This window comes from Nonomuraea roseoviolacea subsp. carminata (assembly GCF_024172185.1).
In the GTDB taxonomy this organism is placed as follows: domain Bacteria; phylum Actinomycetota; class Actinomycetes; order Streptosporangiales; family Streptosporangiaceae; genus Nonomuraea; species Nonomuraea roseoviolacea.
Genome location: NZ_JAMZEC010000001.1, coordinates 530411 through 547274, shown reverse-complemented (window position 1 = coordinate 547274; position 16864 = coordinate 530411). Strand labels below are relative to the sequence as shown.

General features: G+C 73.5%; 17 protein-coding genes. 9 read left to right on the top strand and 8 right to left on the bottom strand.

Annotated elements, in window-relative coordinates; genetic code table 11:
* Positions 1-20 precede the first annotated feature (20 nt).
* Together HD595_RS02460 and thiE are read left to right on the top strand one after the other, a co-directional pair.
* Entirely contained in the window at positions 21-395 is a 375-nt protein-coding gene (locus HD595_RS02460) for an Rv2175c family DNA-binding protein (RefSeq protein WP_175588795.1), read from the top strand.
* Positions 373-1011, top strand: a complete 639-nt coding sequence (thiE, locus tag HD595_RS02455; RefSeq protein ID WP_253765349.1) for a thiamine phosphate synthase — start codon at positions 373-375, stop codon at positions 1009-1011. The genes HD595_RS02460 and thiE overlap by 23 nt, the downstream gene beginning before the upstream one ends.
* 27 nt (positions 1012-1038) lie before the next feature.
* Here thiE and HD595_RS02450 read toward each other — a convergent pair whose 3' ends face one another.
* On the bottom strand, positions 1039-2106 hold the full coding sequence (locus HD595_RS02450) for a polyprenyl synthetase family protein (protein WP_253765348.1): 1068 nt from the start codon (positions 2104-2106) through the stop codon (positions 1039-1041).
* Positions 2107-2196: 90 nt separating this feature from the next.
* Between HD595_RS02450 and metF the strand changes: the two genes are divergently transcribed.
* Positions 2197-3120, top strand: coding sequence for a methylenetetrahydrofolate reductase [NAD(P)H] (metF, locus tag HD595_RS02445; RefSeq protein ID WP_253765347.1), 924 nt, complete (start codon positions 2197-2199; stop codon positions 3118-3120).
* Positions 3121-3605: 485 nt separating this feature from the next.
* Here metF and HD595_RS02440 read toward each other — a convergent pair whose 3' ends face one another.
* Entirely contained in the window at positions 3606-4271 is a 666-nt protein-coding gene (locus HD595_RS02440; protein ID WP_308211094.1) for a GNAT family N-acetyltransferase, read from the bottom strand.
* 10 nt (positions 4272-4281) lie between these two features.
* Positions 4282-4830, bottom strand: coding sequence for a YbaK/EbsC family protein (locus tag HD595_RS02435; RefSeq protein WP_253765346.1), 549 nt, complete (start codon positions 4828-4830; stop codon positions 4282-4284).
* 95 nt (positions 4831-4925) lie between these two features.
* Here HD595_RS02435 and HD595_RS02430 point away from each other — a divergent pair, with 95 nt between their 5' ends.
* Entirely contained in the window at positions 4926-5759 is an 834-nt protein-coding gene (locus tag HD595_RS02430; protein ID WP_253765345.1) for a L,D-transpeptidase family protein, read from the top strand.
* 100 nt (positions 5760-5859) lie between these two features.
* On the opposite strand, the gene HD595_RS02425 is transcribed toward HD595_RS02430, so the two are convergent.
* The gene (locus tag HD595_RS02425) at positions 5860-6276 is read right to left on the bottom strand and encodes a RidA family protein (protein ID WP_253765344.1); all 417 of its coding nucleotides are present in this window, start codon (positions 6274-6276) and stop codon (positions 5860-5862) included.
* Positions 6277-6349: 73 nt separating this feature from the next.
* On the opposite strand from HD595_RS02425, the gene HD595_RS02420 reads away from it, so the two are divergent.
* On the top strand, positions 6350-7318 hold the full coding sequence (locus tag HD595_RS02420; protein ID WP_253765343.1) for a LysR family transcriptional regulator: 969 nt from the start codon (positions 6350-6352) through the stop codon (positions 7316-7318).
* 89 nt (positions 7319-7407) lie between these two features.
* Positions 7408-9609, top strand: a complete 2202-nt coding sequence (locus HD595_RS02415; RefSeq protein WP_253765342.1) for an ArnT family glycosyltransferase — start codon at positions 7408-7410, stop codon at positions 9607-9609.
* Positions 9610-9670: 61 nt separating this feature from the next.
* Here HD595_RS02415 and HD595_RS02410 read toward each other — a convergent pair whose 3' ends face one another.
* Positions 9671-10276: a TetR/AcrR family transcriptional regulator gene (locus HD595_RS02410; protein WP_253765341.1), complete on the bottom strand. Its 606-nt coding sequence runs from the start codon at positions 10274-10276 to the stop codon at positions 9671-9673.
* A gap of 115 nt (positions 10277-10391) precedes the next feature.
* On the opposite strand from HD595_RS02410, the gene HD595_RS02405 reads away from it, so the two are divergent.
* From HD595_RS02405 to HD595_RS02395, 3 genes are all read left to right on the top strand, one after another.
* Positions 10392-11588, top strand: a complete 1197-nt coding sequence (locus tag HD595_RS02405) for a cytochrome P450 (RefSeq protein ID WP_253765340.1) — start codon at positions 10392-10394, stop codon at positions 11586-11588.
* Positions 11589-11598: 10 nt separating this feature from the next.
* The gene (locus HD595_RS02400) at positions 11599-11793 is read left to right on the top strand and encodes a ferredoxin (RefSeq protein ID WP_253765339.1); all 195 of its coding nucleotides are present in this window, start codon (positions 11599-11601) and stop codon (positions 11791-11793) included.
* A gap of 543 nt (positions 11794-12336) precedes the next feature.
* Positions 12337-12783, top strand: coding sequence for an SAV_6107 family HEPN domain-containing protein (locus HD595_RS02395; RefSeq protein WP_301309418.1), 447 nt, complete (start codon positions 12337-12339; stop codon positions 12781-12783).
* A gap of 992 nt (positions 12784-13775) precedes the next feature.
* Here the strand turns inward: HD595_RS02395 and bldD are convergent.
* The 3 genes from bldD to HD595_RS02380 form a co-directional block, all read right to left on the bottom strand.
* Positions 13776-14270, bottom strand: a complete 495-nt coding sequence (bldD, locus tag HD595_RS02390; protein ID WP_026214021.1) for a transcriptional regulator BldD — start codon at positions 14268-14270, stop codon at positions 13776-13778.
* Between the two features lie 303 nt (positions 14271-14573).
* Positions 14574-15440 carry a universal stress protein gene (locus HD595_RS02385; protein WP_253765337.1) on the bottom strand — a complete coding sequence of 289 codons (867 nt, stop codon included), beginning with the start codon at positions 15438-15440 and terminating at the stop codon, positions 14574-14576.
* Positions 15440-16861, bottom strand: coding sequence for an amino acid permease (locus HD595_RS02380; RefSeq protein WP_253765336.1), 1422 nt, complete (start codon positions 16859-16861; stop codon positions 15440-15442). Before HD595_RS02380 ends, HD595_RS02385 begins: the two co-directional genes overlap by 1 nt.
* Positions 16862-16864: the final 3 nt, after the last annotated feature.

Here is a 16864-nt window from a genome sequence, read left to right as displayed (position 1 = left end):
CATGTGGTAGTTGTGGTTTCGTGACGCTTTCTGTTGCACAGATCGACCGGGAGACCGAGCAGCTCGTCGACGAGTGGCTCACCCTTCCCGAGGTGGCCCAGCGCATGCAGCTCTCGCTCGGGCGCACCAAGCAACTCCTCAAGGACCACAAGCTGCTCGGCGTACGGCGCGGAAGCGGGGGGCCGCACGTGCCCGCCGTGTTCCTCGACGGCAACGATGTGACGAAGGGCCTGCCCGGCACGCTCACCGTGCTGCTCGACGCCGGCTACGACGACGTCGAGGCGCTGCGCTGGCTCTTCACCCCGGACGACTCGCTGCCGGGCTCGCCCATCCAGGCGATCCGCGCGGGCCGCCACACGGAGGTCAAGCGGCGTGCCCAGGCCCTCGGTTTCTGACGCCCGGCTCTACCTCTGCACCGACGGCCGCCGCGGGCGCGGCGATCTGGCCGACTTCCTCGACGCGGTCCTGGCCGGCGGCGTCGACATCGTCCAGCTCCGCGAGAAGGGCCTGGAGGCGCGCGAGGAGCTCGCGCTGCTGGAGGTCTTCCGCGACGCCTGCGACCGGCACGGCAAACTGCTCGCGGTCAACGACCGGGCGGACGTGGCCCACGCCGCCCGGCCAGACGTGCTCCACCTGGGGCAGGACGACCTTCCGGTGAGGGTCGCACGGGAGATCCTCGGCGACGACATCCTCATCGGCAGGTCCACCCACTCCGCCGCCGAGGCGTCCGCCGCGGCGGTGGAGGAGGGCGTCGACTACTTCTGCTGCGGGCCGACCTGGCCCACCCCGACCAAGCCGGGGCGTCCGGCGCCGGGGCCGCCGCTGCTGCGGCACGCGGCCGGGCTCGGCGCCGACCGGCCGTGGTTCGCGATCGGCGGCATCGACCTCGGCAACCTCGACGAGGTCATGGCCTACGGCGCCACCCGCGTCGTCGTGGTGCGGGCGATCACCGAGGCCGACGACCCGGGCGCGGCGGCCGCCGAGTTCGCCAAGCGCCTGGCGGCGACGTGACGACGGCCTCCACGGCCGTGGCGGCGCTCAGGCCTGGCGGGAGGTGGCCGCGACCGCCAGGTCGGCGAGCGCCGAGCGCGCCTCCGCCGTGATCGGCGCCTGGTCGAGGCAGGCCAGCGCCTCGGTCAGGTAGGCCCCGATCAGGTCCTCGCACTCCTTCAGCGCCCCGGTGTCCTCGATGACCTCGCGCAGCGCCGCCACGCCCCGGTCGTCGAGCCCCGGGTCGCCCAGCAGGCTGCGCACCAGCGCCGCCTGCTCGGGCGTCGCGGCGGCCAGCGTGCGCGCCACGAGCATCGTGCGCTTGCCCTCGCGCAGGTCGTCGCCGGCCGGCTTGCCGGTGGCCGCCGGGTCGCCGAACACGCCGAGGATGTCGTCGCGCATCTGGAACGCGATCCCCACCCGCGTGCCGTACGTGGTGCACAGCTCGTCCATCCACGGCGTGAGCCCGCCCGCCGCCAGCGCCAGCCCGAGCCGGAGCGGCTGCTCCACGGAGTACTTGCCGCTCTTGTAGAGCGCGACCCGCAGCGCCGACTCGAACGTGTTCTCCCCGTGGGCCTGCTCCAGCAGGTCGAGGTACTGGCCGCACATCAGCTCGGTGCGCATGTGGTCGTGGACCGGCTGCGCCGCCGCGAGCGACTCGGGCGGCAGGCCGCTGCCGCGCCACATCTCGCCCGACCAGATCAGCAGCAGGTTGCCCAGCAGGATCGCCGCGCCCATCCCGAACTGCTCGGCCGAGCCCTGCCAGCCGGCGTCGGCGTGCATCGCCTCGAAGCGGCGGTGGGCCGAGGGCATGCCGCGCCGCAGGTCACTCTTGTCCATCACGTCGTCGTGGACCAGCGCGCTCGCCTGGAGCAGCTCCAGCGACGCCGCCGCCTGGTAGACGCCCGGCAGGTCCGCCCCGCCCGCGCCGCGCCACCCCCAGTAGCAGAACGCGGGGCGCAGCCGCTTGCCGCCCGCCAGCAGCTCCTTGGCGGCCAGGCGGAGCGGCTCCAGCTCCGGCGCGCCCGAGACGGGAAGCTGCCGGTCGACGAACTCCCTCAGGCAACGGTCCACCTGTTCGCGCAGGGTGTCCATGCTCGCGGCCTCAGTGTTCATGCCTTGAGACTAGTGGCCGCGGGGCGACGCCGGATCTCCAGGCCACCCGAGTGACGGCTGGTTCGGGCCCCGCCACGGTAACCTTGGACCATGGCCCTTGGTCGACCATCCGTCCTGCCCGATCGCGTCCCCACCGTCCGCGAGCTCCTCGCCTCAGGTGGCAGGTCGTTCTCCTTCGAGTTCTTCCCGCCGAAGACCGACGAGGGCGAGCGGCAGCTGTGGCGCGCGATCCGGGAGCTGGAGTCGCTGCGGCCGACCTTCGTCTCGGTGACGTACGGGGCGGGCGGCTCCACCCGCGACCGCACGGTCGACATCGTCGAACGGGTCGCCCACGACACGACGCTCACGCCGGTGGCCCACTTCACCGCCGTCAACCACTCGACCCGCGAGCTGCGCCACCTCGTCGGCCGCTTCGCCGACGCCGGGGTGCGCAACATCCTGGCCGTGCGCGGCGACCCGCCCGGCGACCCGACCGGCGAGTGGGTCCGCCACCCCGAGGGCGTGCTGTACGCCGAGGAGCTGGTGCGGCTCATCCGCCAGGCCGGCGACTTCTGCGTGGGCGTGGCGGCCTTCCCCTACAAGCATCCGCGCTCGCCGTCGATCGAGTCCGACACCGAGTTCTTCGTGCGCAAGTGCCGGGCGGGCGCCGACTACGCGATCACGCAGATGTTCTTCCAGGCCGACGACTACCTGCGGCTGCGCGACCGGGTCGCGGCCCGCGGCTGCGACACGCCGATCATCCCGTGCATCATGCCGGTCACCCAGACGAGCACGATCGCCCGCTCCGAGCAGCTGTCGGGGGCGCCGTTCCCGCCGGCTCTGGCGGCCCGCTTCGAGGCCGTCGCCGACGACCCGGCGGCGGTGCGGCGGCTCGGCATCGAGCACGGCGCGGAGCTGTGCCAGCGGCTGCTCGACGAGGGCGCGCCGGGCATCCACTTCATCACGTTCAACCGGTCGAGCGCCTCGCGCGAGGTCTTCCAGCTCCTGTCGCACCCGGAGCCGGTCGCCGTCTGACGCTCCGGTCGCACATGTGCGAAGCGCCCGCCCCCTGACGGGGACGGGCGCTTCGACGTGTGCGTACCGGTGTGCGTGTCGCCTCTCGGCGAGATGCACAACGCGGCTCCAGCCGAACGGTATTCCGCGAAGGCGATAGGTGAGGCCCGGGGACACTGGGCACACCGGCCACGTGTCATAGAACCGGCCGTCGCCCCCGAACATTCCCGTCCGCCGGAAAGAACTTCGCCCGAGCCGTCGTACGGCCGGAGCCGTGCGGGCCCGGTGAGGCCGCGTGAGGCCGACGTGCGGCCCGGTGAGGCCCGATGAGACCCTTGAGGCCGGTGGCCCGGGGGTGCCCGCCACCCGCCCGCAGGGGGACCCGGCGGGTGGCGGGTAGGGGTGGGACAGACGCGCGGTAGAGCGTCCATTACTTTGCGTAGTCATTCATCCCCGACCGTCATGCCCGCCAAACCCGCAGGTCAAGGCTTTACCAGGAGGCTGGGTCAGCTCAGCGGCAGCGGCCGGCCGGCGATCGCGTACTCTTCGTGGCCGCCGGGGAAGACGAAGCGGGAGAGCAGGTCCGTGAAGCCCATGCTGCGGTAGAGGTGGCGGGCGGCCGTGGGCCGGTCATGGGTGGACAGCACGGCCGAGCGCTCCGCGCGCCCCGCGCACAGCGTGGTGATCATCGCCCGGCCGATGCCCTTGCCCTGGTAGTCGGGGTGCACGTGGATCTCGGCCAGCTCGAACGCGTCGCCTAGCCAGGCGTCGGCCACCCGGGGCCCGGAGCGGTCCTCCAGCGCCCGGTAGACCACGTCGTGCCACCACTGGCCCGGCGCGCCGTGGAAACCGTAGGCGAACCCGACGACCTTGGCCGCCCCCCGCCGCGCCGGCCCCGCACCCCGCCCCATGCCGGGCCCCGCGTCCGGCCCCGGGCCCGGTCCCGTGCCCGGCCCCGTCTCCGGCCACGGGACGGGGACGGGCACGGGCGGCTCGCCGCGCAGCTCGGCGAAGTAGCACTGGAAGCGCGGGTACATGCCGTGGTTGCGCATGATGCTGCGCCGCCCCGTGATCTGCTCCGCGGGCGGGCGCATGGCGGCGGTGTAGATGTCGATCACCGTGTCCAGCCGCTCGTCGAACTCGGCCGGACCCGCCCCGCGAAACTCGATCACGCTGCGCACATTACTCGACGTCGACCGGTGTGCCCCCGGTGATGCGCACCAGCTCGTCGAAGGTCGTCGGGAACACCGTGTGCGGGTGGCCGCCCGCCGCCCACACCACGGCGTACTTGCCGAGCCAGGTGTCGACCAGGGTGCGGATCGGGGAGGGGTGGCCGACGGGCGCGACGCCCCCGATCGGCTGGCCGGTCGCCTGCCGGACGAACTCCGGCGTCGCCCGCCGTACCGACCGGACGCCGGCCGTGCGGGCGACCAGCTCGACGTCCACGCGGTGCGCGCCGCTCGTCATCACGAGCAGGGGCGCGCCGTCGGCGTCGAAGACGAGGCTGTTGGCGATCGCGCCGACCTCGCAGCCGAGCTGGGCGGCGGCGGTCGCGGCGGTCGGCGCCTTCTCCGGCAGGACGACGATCTCGCCGGCGGCGCCGAGCTCGCGCAGGGCGCCCTGGACGATGACGGCGTTGGCGGGCAGCCCGGTGGAGCGGGCCGCCAGCTCGGCCGCGGTGGGGGGCGCGGACGGTTCCGTGTGCTGTGCGTCAGGCGACTTCTCGGACATGGGCCCACTCTACGGGGATTGACCTTGCCCTTACCTGGTCATGGTGGTGATGTAAGGTCCTTTGATTCGATTGCTGAGCTGAAGAGGTGATTCGGGTGAGAGCACGACGCCTGCCGGGAATGGCAGCTCTCGTCACGGCCGGTGTGGTCGTCCTGACCGGGTCCGGGACGGGGCCCGCGGCCGCCGCTCCCACCGGAACGCCGGCGCTCCAGGCCGCCACGACCATCGCCGCGAAAACCCCCACGACCACTCCCACGACCGCGTACGCGGCCGTCAGGGCCGAGGCGCCGCGCAAGACGCTGCGGCTGGGCGCGAAGGGCGAGGCCGTCGCGTGGCTCCAGCGCCGCCTGGCCGAGCTCGGCTACCAGCCGGGCCGGGCGGACGGCCGGTACGGCGGGACGACGCTGACGGCCGTGTGGGCCTTCCAGAAGGTCAACGGCATCGCGCCGACCAGCACGGTCGCCGCGCGCACCTGGACGGCCCTGGAGAGCCCCAGGGCGCCGAAGGTTCTCGTCCCGAACGGGCAGCCGACCCGCGCCGAGGTGAACCTCACGAAGCAGATCATGGTCCTGTACGTGGCCGGGCAGCCGAAGCTGATCACGCACATCTCGTCGGGCAGCGGCGTGGCGTACTGCGAGACCGCGGTGTGGCAGGGCAAGCAGCAGCGCTTCTGCGGCTCGGCCCGCACGCCCACGGGCGACTACAAGACCACGTGGCGCAAGTCGGGCTGGCACACCTCGTACCTGGGCCGGCTGTACAACCCGATCTTCTTCAACGGCGGCATCGCCTTCCACGGCGCGCTGTCGGTGCCGCTGTATCCGGCCTCGCACGGATGCGTGCGGATGCCGATGAACGTGGCCGAGGTGCTGCCCGGGATGCTCGGCACGGGCGTGCCGGTGCACGTCCGGGGCGCCTACCGCCGCGCCTGAGCGACGCCTGAACGGCGCCTCCCACCGCGCCTGGGCGGCGCCCTCCGTCGCGCCTGGGCGGTGCCCGAGCGTGGCGCCTGCCCGAGGCTCCCGGCCGTCGTCAGGCGACGGGCCGGGGGCCGGCGTCCGGCCGGCCGGGCAGGCGGGCGTCCACCTCGATCTCGATCTTCATCCGGGGGTCGGCCAGCCCGCACACGAGCATGGTCGCGGCCGGGCGCACCTCGCCGAAGCACGCCCGCAGCACCGGCCAGCACGGCTCGAAGTCCGCGCGGTCCGGCAGGAGGTAACGCACCCGCACCACGTCGGCGAACGAGCAGCCCGCCTCGGCCAGGGCCGACCCGATGGTGCGCAGGCACTGCCCGGCCTGCTCCACGACGTCGTCGGAGATGGTCATGGTGGCGTAGTCGAACCCGGTGGTGCCGGACACGTGCACCCGGTCGCCGTCCACCACGGCCCTGGCGTACCCGATCCGCTCCTCGAAGACGGACCCACTCATGATCGCGCGTCGCTCTGTCATGCCCCAGAACGGTAGGGGAGCAGCGACGATACGTCCAAGACGACCTGAGGCATGGTGTGATATCCCTGCGCGTATGGACGGGCCTGGAGGAGACCGGCCGGAGCTGGCGCTGCACCAGCTCCACGCCTTCGCCGTGCTGGCCGAGGAGCTGCACTTCGGCCGGGCCGCCGAACGCCTCGGCATCGCGCAGCCGCCGCTGAGCCAGCAGATCCGGCGGCTGGAGCGCAAGGTCGGCCATCCGCTGTTCGACCGCGGCCCCGGCGGGGTCGCGCTGACGCCCGCCGGGCACGGGCTGTTGCCCGCCGCGCGGCGCGCCCTCGGCGAGATCGCCGGCGGCCTCGACGCGGCCCGCCGCGCCGGCAGGGGAGAGGCGGGCCGCATCCGGATCGGCTTCGCGGCCTCGCTCGCGCTGACCGTGCTGCCGCGCATCCTCGGCGCCTACCACGACCGGTATCCGGGGGTGGAGATGGAGGTCCGCGAGATGACCACGGCGCCGCAGGTGGCGGCGCTGTGCGACGGCTCGCTGGACGTGGGGCTGATGCGGGAGCCGCCCGAGACGGACGGCCTGGTGGCCGAGCCGCTGCTGTCGGAGGGCTTCGTCGCGGTGCTCCCCGCCGGTCATCCGCTGGCTGCCCGGCGCGCCGTCCCGGTGGCGGCCCTGGCGGACGAGCCGTTCGTGCTGCTGCCGCGCGCGGCGGCGCCCACCGTCCACGACCGGATCGCCGGGCTGTGCCGGGCGGCCGGCTTCGAGCCGCGCGCCGGGCAGCGCGCGGTGGAGTGGCAGACGGTCTGCGCGCTCGTCGGCGCGGGCCTCGGGGTGTCGCTCGCCCCGGCCAGTGTCCGGCGCATCCGGTCGGCGGGCGTCGCGTACCGCAGGATCAGCCCGGGTGGCGCGCGCACGACGGTCGCCGCCTGTCACCGGGCAGAGGACGCCGCGAACCCGCTGGTGGCGGGCTTCCTGCGGACGGCCCGTGACCAGACCTCGGCGCCGGACGGCCCTGCGCGCCCGCTGCGGCAGAAGCCCGACATAACGTCCGTATAACCACATGTGGTGACGGCCCGGTTAGCGGGCCTTTGCTGAACTCCCTGCTCTGAGCTCGGGAACCACCCGGGCGCCGAGCAGGGGGGAACATGCTGTCCACGCCCGTGGCCCGCACCGCGCACACCACGTCACCCGTCAGGCGGCCGTCGCCGGGAACGGCCAGGCGGACGGCCAGAGGACGGAGCAGGTGGCTCGCGTGGGCCCTGGCGGGCGGCTGGCTGGCCCAGGTGCTCCTGCGCCTGTGGCTGTACCGGTACCACACCGGGCCCGTCGCCAACCCGGACGAGACGGGCTACCTGGTCGCCGCCCGCTGGCTGGCCGGGGGAGCGGGGGCGGACCTCACGGGTTCGACGTTCTACCAGGGCGGCTACGCGTTGCTGCTCGTGCCCGCGTACTGGGTGACGTCCGATCCCGTCATGGTCTACCGGCTGGTGGCCGGGATCGGCTCGGTGGCGGCCGCCACGGCGTTCCCGCTGGCGTACGTCGTGCTGCGGCGACTCGCGCTGGGGCGGCGGGAGGCCGTGGCGCTGGCGTTCGTGGCGGGGCTGTCGCCGGCGCTGCTGCTGTTCTCGGGGCTGGCGCTGGCGGACGCGGTGCTTCCCACGCTGGTGCTCGGCTGGCTGCTCGCCACGCACGACCTGGCGCGCACCGGCTCACCGCGGGCGGGCGTGGTGGCGGGGGCCCTGGCGGGCTTCGCCACGGCCGTCCACCTGCGGGGCACGGTGATCCTCGCGGTGTACGCGCTGACGGTGGTGGCGCTGCTGGTCATCCGCCGCCCGGCGCGGGAGGCCGGGGCCACCGACGCCGCGGCGCGGGGAGCAGGGGCGGGCGGCGCCGCGGCCCTGGGAGCCGGGGCGGGCGGCGCCGCGGCGCGAGACCTTTCTTCGCGGGGCGGTCCTGGGGGAGGCCGCCGGTGGAGGGCGGCGTGGCGCGCGGGGCGGCGGTTGCCGCTGCGGGCCGGGGTCGCGGCCCTGGGCGCGGCCGGGCTGGTCGCGGCGGCGGGCGGGGCGCTCAACCGCGCGCTGGCCTCCGCCGTGTACCCGGGCGGCGCCCGTGACCTGTCCGGGATGCTGGCCGAGCGGCTCACCGGGCTCGACGGCCAGGCGTGGGCGCTGTCGGGCGCCGTCGGCCAGCTCTGGTACCTGATGGTGGGCACCTGGGGTCTCGCGGGCGTCGGCCTGGTGGCGGCGGCCGTCCAGCTCGTACGGCCGGGCGGCCCGTTCGCCCGTCGCGTGCTCGCGGGCACGCTGCTGGCCGTCACCCTGGGGGTGGCGTACGCGTCGTCGGCGGCGCTGCCGGACGAGCACCGGGTGGGCAACTACGTCTACGGCCGGTACCTGGCGTGCGTGGCGGTCGTGTGGACGCTGGTGGGCCTCGCGGTCCTGTCCAGGACGGCCCACGTCGCCATGACCCGCCGCGCCGCCACCATGACCCGGCGCCCCATCGTGGAGGGCCGCGCCGGAGGTATGGAGGGTCGCGCGGGAGGTATGGAGGGCCGCGCCGCCACCATGGAGGGTCGCGCGGGAGGTATGGAGGGCCGCGCCGCCACCATGGAGGCTCACGCCGGAAGCACTGAGGGTCGCGCCGGAAGTACCGAGGGTCGCGTCGCGATCGCGGTCCGGGAGTCGGGCGCGCGTCGTCCGGGCGTCCCGCGCCGCCTCCATCCGGCCGTGCGGCGCATGGTGGCCTACGCCGGGGCGGCGGCCGTGCTCATGGCGGCGACCGGGGGAGTGGCGGCCTGGTACGCCGGCGACCGGCTCAGGCGGTACGCGTTCATCGCGTTCGACTTCCCCGAGGTGTCGTTCCTCAGCGGCGCCCGCGACCACCTCGACATGGTGCGCACCACGGCGACGGCCCTCGCCCTGCTGACCTGCCTCACCCTGGCGGCCTGCCTGGTCACGTTCCGGACCGGCGGCCGCGCCGCGCGACGTCCGTGGGCGCGCGGGCTGGTGCCGCTCGTGGTCGCGCTGGCCGCCGTCAACGTCGCCTTCACCGCCGACCTCGCCCCCAAGGCCGCGCCCGCCGCCGGTCCCGACTGGCTGCCCCACCCGCCTCCCGGCAGGGTGGCCCTGGACACCAGGGTGCGGTGGAACGTCTGGGTCCCGCTCACGTCCCGGGTCTGGTGGACCAGGCTGGAGCGGTACGACGGCGCCCACCAGGCCCCGCCCGCCGGAGCCTGCACGGCCGTGGTCCCCCCGGACGCGGGCTCGCCCCCGGACGGCTGGACCGCCACGGGCCTGGGCGGCGAGCGCCAGGGGTGGACGAGCTGGTCCGGCCCCGGCTGCCGCTGAGGAACCCGGAGCGACAGCGTGGGCGGGCCGCCGCCCACCCAGATGCGCGGGGGGCCGCGGCTCAGGTCAGCGAGCCGAGGCCCCGCACCGAGATCTCCGCCGCGCGCAGGGCGGCGGCCAGCGCCTCCTCCATCGAGTCGCCCCGCTCGACGCTGGCCACGATCGCCAGCTTGGCCGCGCCCGCGAGCGCGCCCACCGCCGCCGCGGCCTCCACCATGCCGAGCCGTCCCCGGTACGCCTCCTCCAGCGCCTGCACGAGCCGGAGCTGGTTGGCGAACATGATCCGCAGGGCGCGCGCCTGCAGGCCGGGGACGGTGGTCACGAGCCGGATCCGCACCCGCGCCTTCTCGGCGTCGTAGTCCTCGTCGTCGGCCACCTGGCCGAGCGCGTCGCGCACGATCCGCATCAGCAGGTCGGAAAGGGGCTCGTCGGGGGCATGGGTGGCCACGATCGCGATGGTGCGTTCCATACGGGTCTGGATGTCGTGGAGGAGCACGTCCTCCTTGCTCGCGAAGTAGCTGAAGAACGTGCGCGTCGACACGTCCGCCTCCGCCGCGATCTCCGCGAGCGTGGTCTCCTCGTAGCCCTTCTCGGCGAAGAGCCGGAGCGCCGCCTCGATCAGCGCCCGGCGCGTGCGCTGCTTCTTGCGCTCCCTGATGCCCGCCATGGCGGAACTGTACTGCACGCATTTTGGATTTTCATCCATTGAAAGTTTGCATTCGATGATGTTTTGTGGGGGGTGACCCGGAAGTTCTGTGCAAGGCGACCGCTAGGAGCCACGGATGTCAGAGCTCGTCATGACCACCGACCGCGAACGCCCGTTCGACCCGCCGGACCGGATCGCCGGACTGGGCGGGGAGGCGCCCCTCCATCGGCTGACCTTCGCCGACGGGCACGAGGGCTGGCTGGTCACCGGTTACACGGCCGCCCGCGCCATCCTCGCCGACCCCCGCTTCAGCAACCGGCCCGAGTTCACGCACCCCACCATCCCGGCCCGCGCCGAGGTCGCGGAGAAGCTGCGCGGCAGGGAGTTCGCGGTGCCGGGGTTCTTCCTGCGCATGGACGCGCCCGAGCACACGCGCTACCGCAAGCTGCTCACCGGCCAGTTCACCGTCCGCCGGATGAAGCAGCTCGAACCGCGCGTCGAGGAGATCACTCACGCCCGCCTCGACGCCCTGGCGGCCGCGGGCAGGCCCGCCGACCTGGTGGAGCACTTCGCGCTGCCGATCCCGTCGCTGGTGATCTGCGAGCTGCTCGGCGTGCCGTACGAGGACAGGGAGCGCTTCCAGAGCTACTCCAGGGCGCTGCTCGCACTGGAGAGCGGCGCCGACGAGGTCATCGACGCCATGCGGAGCATGACCGGCTACCTGTACGACCTCATCCAGCGCAAGCGCGCCGAGCCCCAGGACGACCTGATCAGCGGCCTGGTCCAGGGCGGCGAGCTGGCCGACGACGAGCTGACCGGCGTCGCGTTCCTGCTGCTCGTGGCGGGGCACGAGACGACCGCGAACATGCTCGGCCTCGGCACGTACGCGCTGCTGCGCAACCCGGACCAGCTCGCCGCCATGCGCGACGACCCGTCCGTGGTCGACAACGGCGTGGAGGAGCTGCTGCGCTACCTCACGATCATCCACATCGGCCCGATCCGCTCCGCGCTGGAGGACGTCGAGGTGGAGGGCGTCATGGTCCGGAAGGGCCAGTCGGTCGCCTTCAGCCTGCCCGTCGTCAACCGCGACCCCGCCCGCTTCCCCGGCGGCGACTCCCTCGACCTGGCGCGGCCCGCCGGCGGCCACCTGACCTTCGGCCACGGCATCCACCAGTGCCTCGGCCAGCAGCTCGCGCGCATCGAGATGCGGATCGGCTTCCCGGCGCTGCTGCGCCGCTTCCCCGGGCTGCGCCTGGCCGTGCCGCCGGAGGAGGTGCCGATGCGCACGGACATGAGCATCTACGGGGTGCACCGCCTCCCCGTCACGTGGTAGGGAGATCACCATGAAGATCAAGGCTGACACGACGGTGTGCATCGGGGCGGGCATGTGCGCGCTCACGGTGCCGCAGGTCTTTGACCAGAGCGACGAGGACGGGACGGTGGTCCTGCTGGAGACGTCGCCGCCGGCGGAACTGGAGGACGGGGTCAGGCGCGCGGTGACGCTGTGCCCGTCGGGCGCCCTGTCGATCGCGGAGTGACGCCACCCGCCCGAGGGGGCCGGAAGGCCGCCCCTGGGGCCGCCTAGGCCGCACCCGAGGCCGCGGAGGCCGCGCTTGGGGTCGTCTGGGCCGCACGCGGGGCCGTCGAGGCCGCGCCAGGGGTCTCGCATGATGCCGCTCGGGCCGTGCTTGAGGCGGCCCGGGCCGCGTCCGCGGCCACGGAGGGGTCGTCCGTACGTCATGCGTCGCGTTCTCGCCATGCCGATCGAACCTGTGTTCTGAAACGGGTTGACACCGAGCGTGATCGAAATTATGTTCGACGTAGTGACGTGAGGCTCGCGGCTCACGTCGAAGGACCTGGTCGCGGGCCACGCTTCCCCCAAGCGAGACCCGCGGTCAGGCTCCACGGGCGAAGGGCGCGTCCTCGTCGTCGGCGGAGACGAGCAGGGCGTGTCCTGGCCGGACGGGGAGAGGGGAAGCTCCACGTCCGGCCGGCCCGGCGGAATTGTCGGTGGCGCCTGCGATTCTGGCTTCACCGGCGGTGACGCCGGCCGCCCGCCACGACCCCAAGGAGGCGTGCACATGGCACCACGGTCTAGAGACCCGCAGGGTCCCCGGCTGTCGCAAGCCGTTCGGGCGCACCTGGCGGATTCACGTTCCTGCCTGGCGGAGGCGTCGGTCGCGCGCACCCCGGCATCCCGATACGTGTCGGCACACCTGGCGGCGCTGCGCGCGGCCGCCGCGATCCTGGCCGCCCGGCCCCGGCCGATGGAGGGCCGCAGGCGCCGCCTGCGCAGCGCGTGGGAGCTGCTCCCGGAGGCGGAGCCCGAGCTCGCGGAGTGGGCCGCCTACTTCGCGGTGAGCGCCGCCAAGCGCGCCGCCGCCGAGGCCGGCATGGTCCGCGGGGTCTCCGCGGCCGACGCCGACGAGCTGCTGGCCGAGGCCGAGACCTTTGTGACGCGAGTGGAGGAGATGCTGGGGGTCCCTACCCAACCCCAGTTGCCCGTCGAGGTCCCTTTGGCCGGGTGAGCCGCCGCCGCGCCCAGCCACCCCAGGGCCCCGCCCTCTTCTGACGCGGCTTCAGAGCCACGGCCAGGGCCCACCTTTGTGGTGCGCCTCCAGAGTCACGGCCAGGGCCGACCTTGTGTGGCGCGCCTCCAGAGTCACGGCCAGGGCCGCCTTCTTCTGGCGCGGCTTGAGCCAGAGCTACGACCAGGGCCTTGCCCTCTTCTCTGCCGCCGCGCTGATCGGCGCGGCCCCCAAGGCGCACCGGAGGCTTGCCCGTCCTCACGCGACTGCGATGCGCCGCCGTCCCCGCTCCGCGCCGCGCTCGCTGCCGTCCTCGCTTCACGCCGCGCTCGCCGCCGTCCCCGCTCCGCGCCGCCGTCCCTGCTTCGCGCCGGGCTCGGCGCGGTCCCCGCTCCGCGCCGGGCTCGGCGTCGTCCCTGCTCCGCGCCGGGCTCGGCGTCGTCCCTGCTCCGCGCCGGGCTCGGCGCGGTCCCCGCTCCGCGCCGGGCTCGGCGTCGTCCCTGCTCTGCGCCGCGCTCGCTGCCGTCCTCGCTTCACGCCGCGCTCGGCCGCGCCGGCCGCCGGAAGCGTCGGCGGCGAGGCGCGGGCGACGCGCGCGGCCGAGCGCCTGCTCGTGCCTTCCAGCCCGCCTGCCCAGGTACGCCCTCCGCTTCGGAGGTCGCGTCGCGGACGAGTACCCCGCCGACGCCACGCAAGCACCTGTGACGGCGTGCGCCAGAACGGCCCCGCCCCTCGCTCGTCATGCGCGCCCTCTCCACGGACGTCCAGGGCTCTCAGGGGACGTCCCCCGCCTTCGGAGGACGTCCCAGGGCGAACACCTGTCGAGGGCGACTCGTAGGGGGCGGGCGGGCGAACCGAACCGCGTGCGACGGGCCCCGGACACGCCTGAGGGGCGCGCAGTGCGGTGCGCGCCCCTCAGGTGGGAAACCATCTCGCCCCCGGCGAAGGAACCGGGACGGGAGCCGGTGGGCCAGAGCCCCGGGCCGGGCGGGTCAGAACGACTCGACCGCCCTGCGGGCCTCCGCGTCCAGGACGCCCCAGCTGATCAGCTCCTCCGTCAGCTCGCTCGGCGACTTGTCATAGATCACGGCCAGGGAGCGCAGGTCCTCCTGGCGGATCGACAGCACCTTGCCGTTGTAGTCGCCACGCTGGCTCTGGATGGTGGCGGCGTAGCGGGCGAGCGCCCCGGCCTTCTCCTTCGGCAGCGTGGCAAGCCGCTCCAGGTCGATCACAAGCTTCGGCGTCGGACCGAGCGGGCTGGGCGCGGCGCCGCCCGGCAGGAGCTCGGAGACGGGCACTCCGTAGAAGTCGGCAAGTTCGGCAAGCTTCTGCACCGTGACGGCGCGGTCGCCGCGCTCGTACGACCCCACGACCACGGCCTTCCACCTGCCACGCGACTTCTCCTCGACCCCGTGCAGGGACAGGCCCTGCTGGGTGCGGATGGCGCGCAGTCGTGCACCCAGCGACTTTGCGTACTCAGACGGCATCGTGTGGCCCCCCGGCTCTCGTATGTATCGCTATCAGTAGATTGTGCTCCCCCGCGGTGAACGCCGAAGCCACCGGGGGTCTGGTGCCGAACTCGGCACCATCGGTAGCCAAGGCCCTGGGTTTACCCCAAAAACCCCGCGTGGTGTGGTTACGCACAGTGACGGTAAAGGGGAGGACGCCCAAGGTCAAGCTGATTGGAAAAAAGATGCCGAATCCGATCCGGGAGGGTACGCCACATTAGTCCCACTTGTCCCGGCAATAACGGTACTTCGTCACGGTTTGTCGAGTACGACTTTTCCGTTTCACGGTTGTCGAGTGAGGATCATCACAGGGCACGTGGCGGCCTTGACGATCTTGACGGACGTGTCCCCGAGGAAGACGCGGCGCAGCGGCCCGCCCGTGCTGGACGCGCACACGAGGATCTCCCCGGGCCGCCACGACGTCGTGACGAGCGCCTGGGCCACGTTCCGCCCCTCCAGCACCTCCACCTCCACGTCCAGCCGCCGCCGGTGCCCCCGCGCCGCCACCTTGAGGTCGGCCGCGGTCTGGTCGCGCAGCCGTTCCAGCATCCGCTCCTCGATCTCGACCTTCCTGCCGCTGCTGAGCACCATCGTGACCAGGCGCAGCGGGACCCCCAGCGCGGCCGCCGCCTTGGCGGCCGAGGCGACCGCCGCGTCGGAGCACGGGCTGCGCCGGTAGGCGACCGTGAGGCGCTCGAAGACGCCCGGCGGGTCCTCGGCGTAGCCGCGCGGGGCCAGCAGCACCGGCACCGGCGAGGAGTGCAGGAGCTGGTCGGCGGTGCTGCCGATCGCGATGCGGCCCTTGGCGCCGTCCGGCGCCGAGCCGATCACGACGACGTCCGCCGAGCGCCGGCGCGCGAGCTCCACCAGGCCGCGCCCGCTGCCCCGGTGCGCGTGGACCACGTACTCGGCGTCCTCCCCGGCGATCTGCCGGGCTTGGGCCAGCGTGGTCTCGGCCTGCTCCTTGAGGTAGGCGCGCCAGGCGGCGTCCTCCGCGCGCGCCGGACCGGGCGTGCCCCAGCCGGGCGGCTGGATCGCGGCCACCGTGAGACGGCCGCCGGACTGCTTGGCCAGCAGCGCCGCCAGCACGAGCCCGTCGCGGCCCCTGGGTTCGGGGATGGCTCCGGCCAGGATGTTGTCGAACCGCATCAGACCACCTCCGCGTTCAGGCGCGACTTGCGGAAGCCGTACAGGAAGTACCCGGCCAGGCCCACCAGCATCCACAGGCCGAAGGCCAGCCAGGTGACGCCCGCCAGCCCGGCCATCACCAGGGCGCAGAAGATCGCGCCCAGTACCGGGGTGAGCGGGAAGAGCGGCGTGCGGAAGCTGCGGGGCAGCTCGGGGCTGCGGTAGCGCAGCACGAGGACGCCGACGTTCACGATGAGGAACGCGAACAGGGTGCCGATGCTGGTGGCCTCGGCGAGCTGGCCGAGCGGCACGAATCCGGCCAGCACCGAGATGAACGCCGCGACGATGAGCGTGTTGGCGACCGGCACCTGGTGGCGCGGGTTGACCTTCTGGAACACCCGGGGGATGAGCCCGTCGCGCGACATCGCGAACAGGATGCGGGTCTGGCCGTAGATGACGGTCAGCACGACGCTGGCGATGGCGATGACCGCGCCGAACGACACGATGAGCCCGGCCCAGGTCGAGCCGGTCGCGAGGTCGGCGATCTGCGCCAGGCTCGCCTCGGTGCTCTCGGGGTCGAACTGCGTCCAGTGCATGGCGCCCACCGCCGCCGCCGCGACGGCGACGTACAGGACCGTCACGATGGCCAGCGACAGGATGATGGCCAGCGGCAGGTCCCGCTTGGGGTTCCTGGCCTCCTCACCGGCGGTGGAGGCGGCGTCGAAGCCGATGTAGGAGAAGAACACCTGCGAGGCGGCGGCCGTGATGCCGGCGACGCCCAGCGGGGCGAACGGCGTGAAGTTCTTCGCCTGGAACGCCGAGAACGCCACCAGGCAGAAGAACACCAGCACGACGATCTTGATGAGCACGAAGATCGCGTTGGCCGTGGCGCTCTCGGAGGCCCCGTACAGCAGCACCCAGGTGGCCAGCACGACGATGAGGATGGCGGCCAGGTTGATCACGCCGCCGTCCTGGCCGGGGGAGGCGATGATCGCGGTGGGCAGCGTCCACCCGAACAGGCTGTGCAGGAACGAGTTGAGGTACTGGCCCCAGCCGACGGCCACGGCCGCCACCGAGACGGCGTACTCCAGCATGAGGCACCAGCCGCACACCCAGGCGATCAGCTCGCCCAGCGTCGCGTACGCGTACGAGTACGACGAGCCGGACACCGGGATGGTCCCGGCCAGCTCCGCGTACGACAGCGCGGAGAACAGCGCCGTGATGGCGGCGAGCACGAACGACAGCACCACCGCGGGACCGGCCTTGGGCACGGCCTGGCCGAGGATGACGAAGATGCCCGTGCCGAGCGTCGCGCCGACACTGAAGAGCGTGAGCTGCCACAGGGACATGGTGCGGCGCAGCTCGCCGCCCTCGCCCCGGCCGCCCTCCGCGACGATCTGCGCGGTCGGCTTGGTGCGGAAGAGCCGTTGGGCCAGTGTCACCGG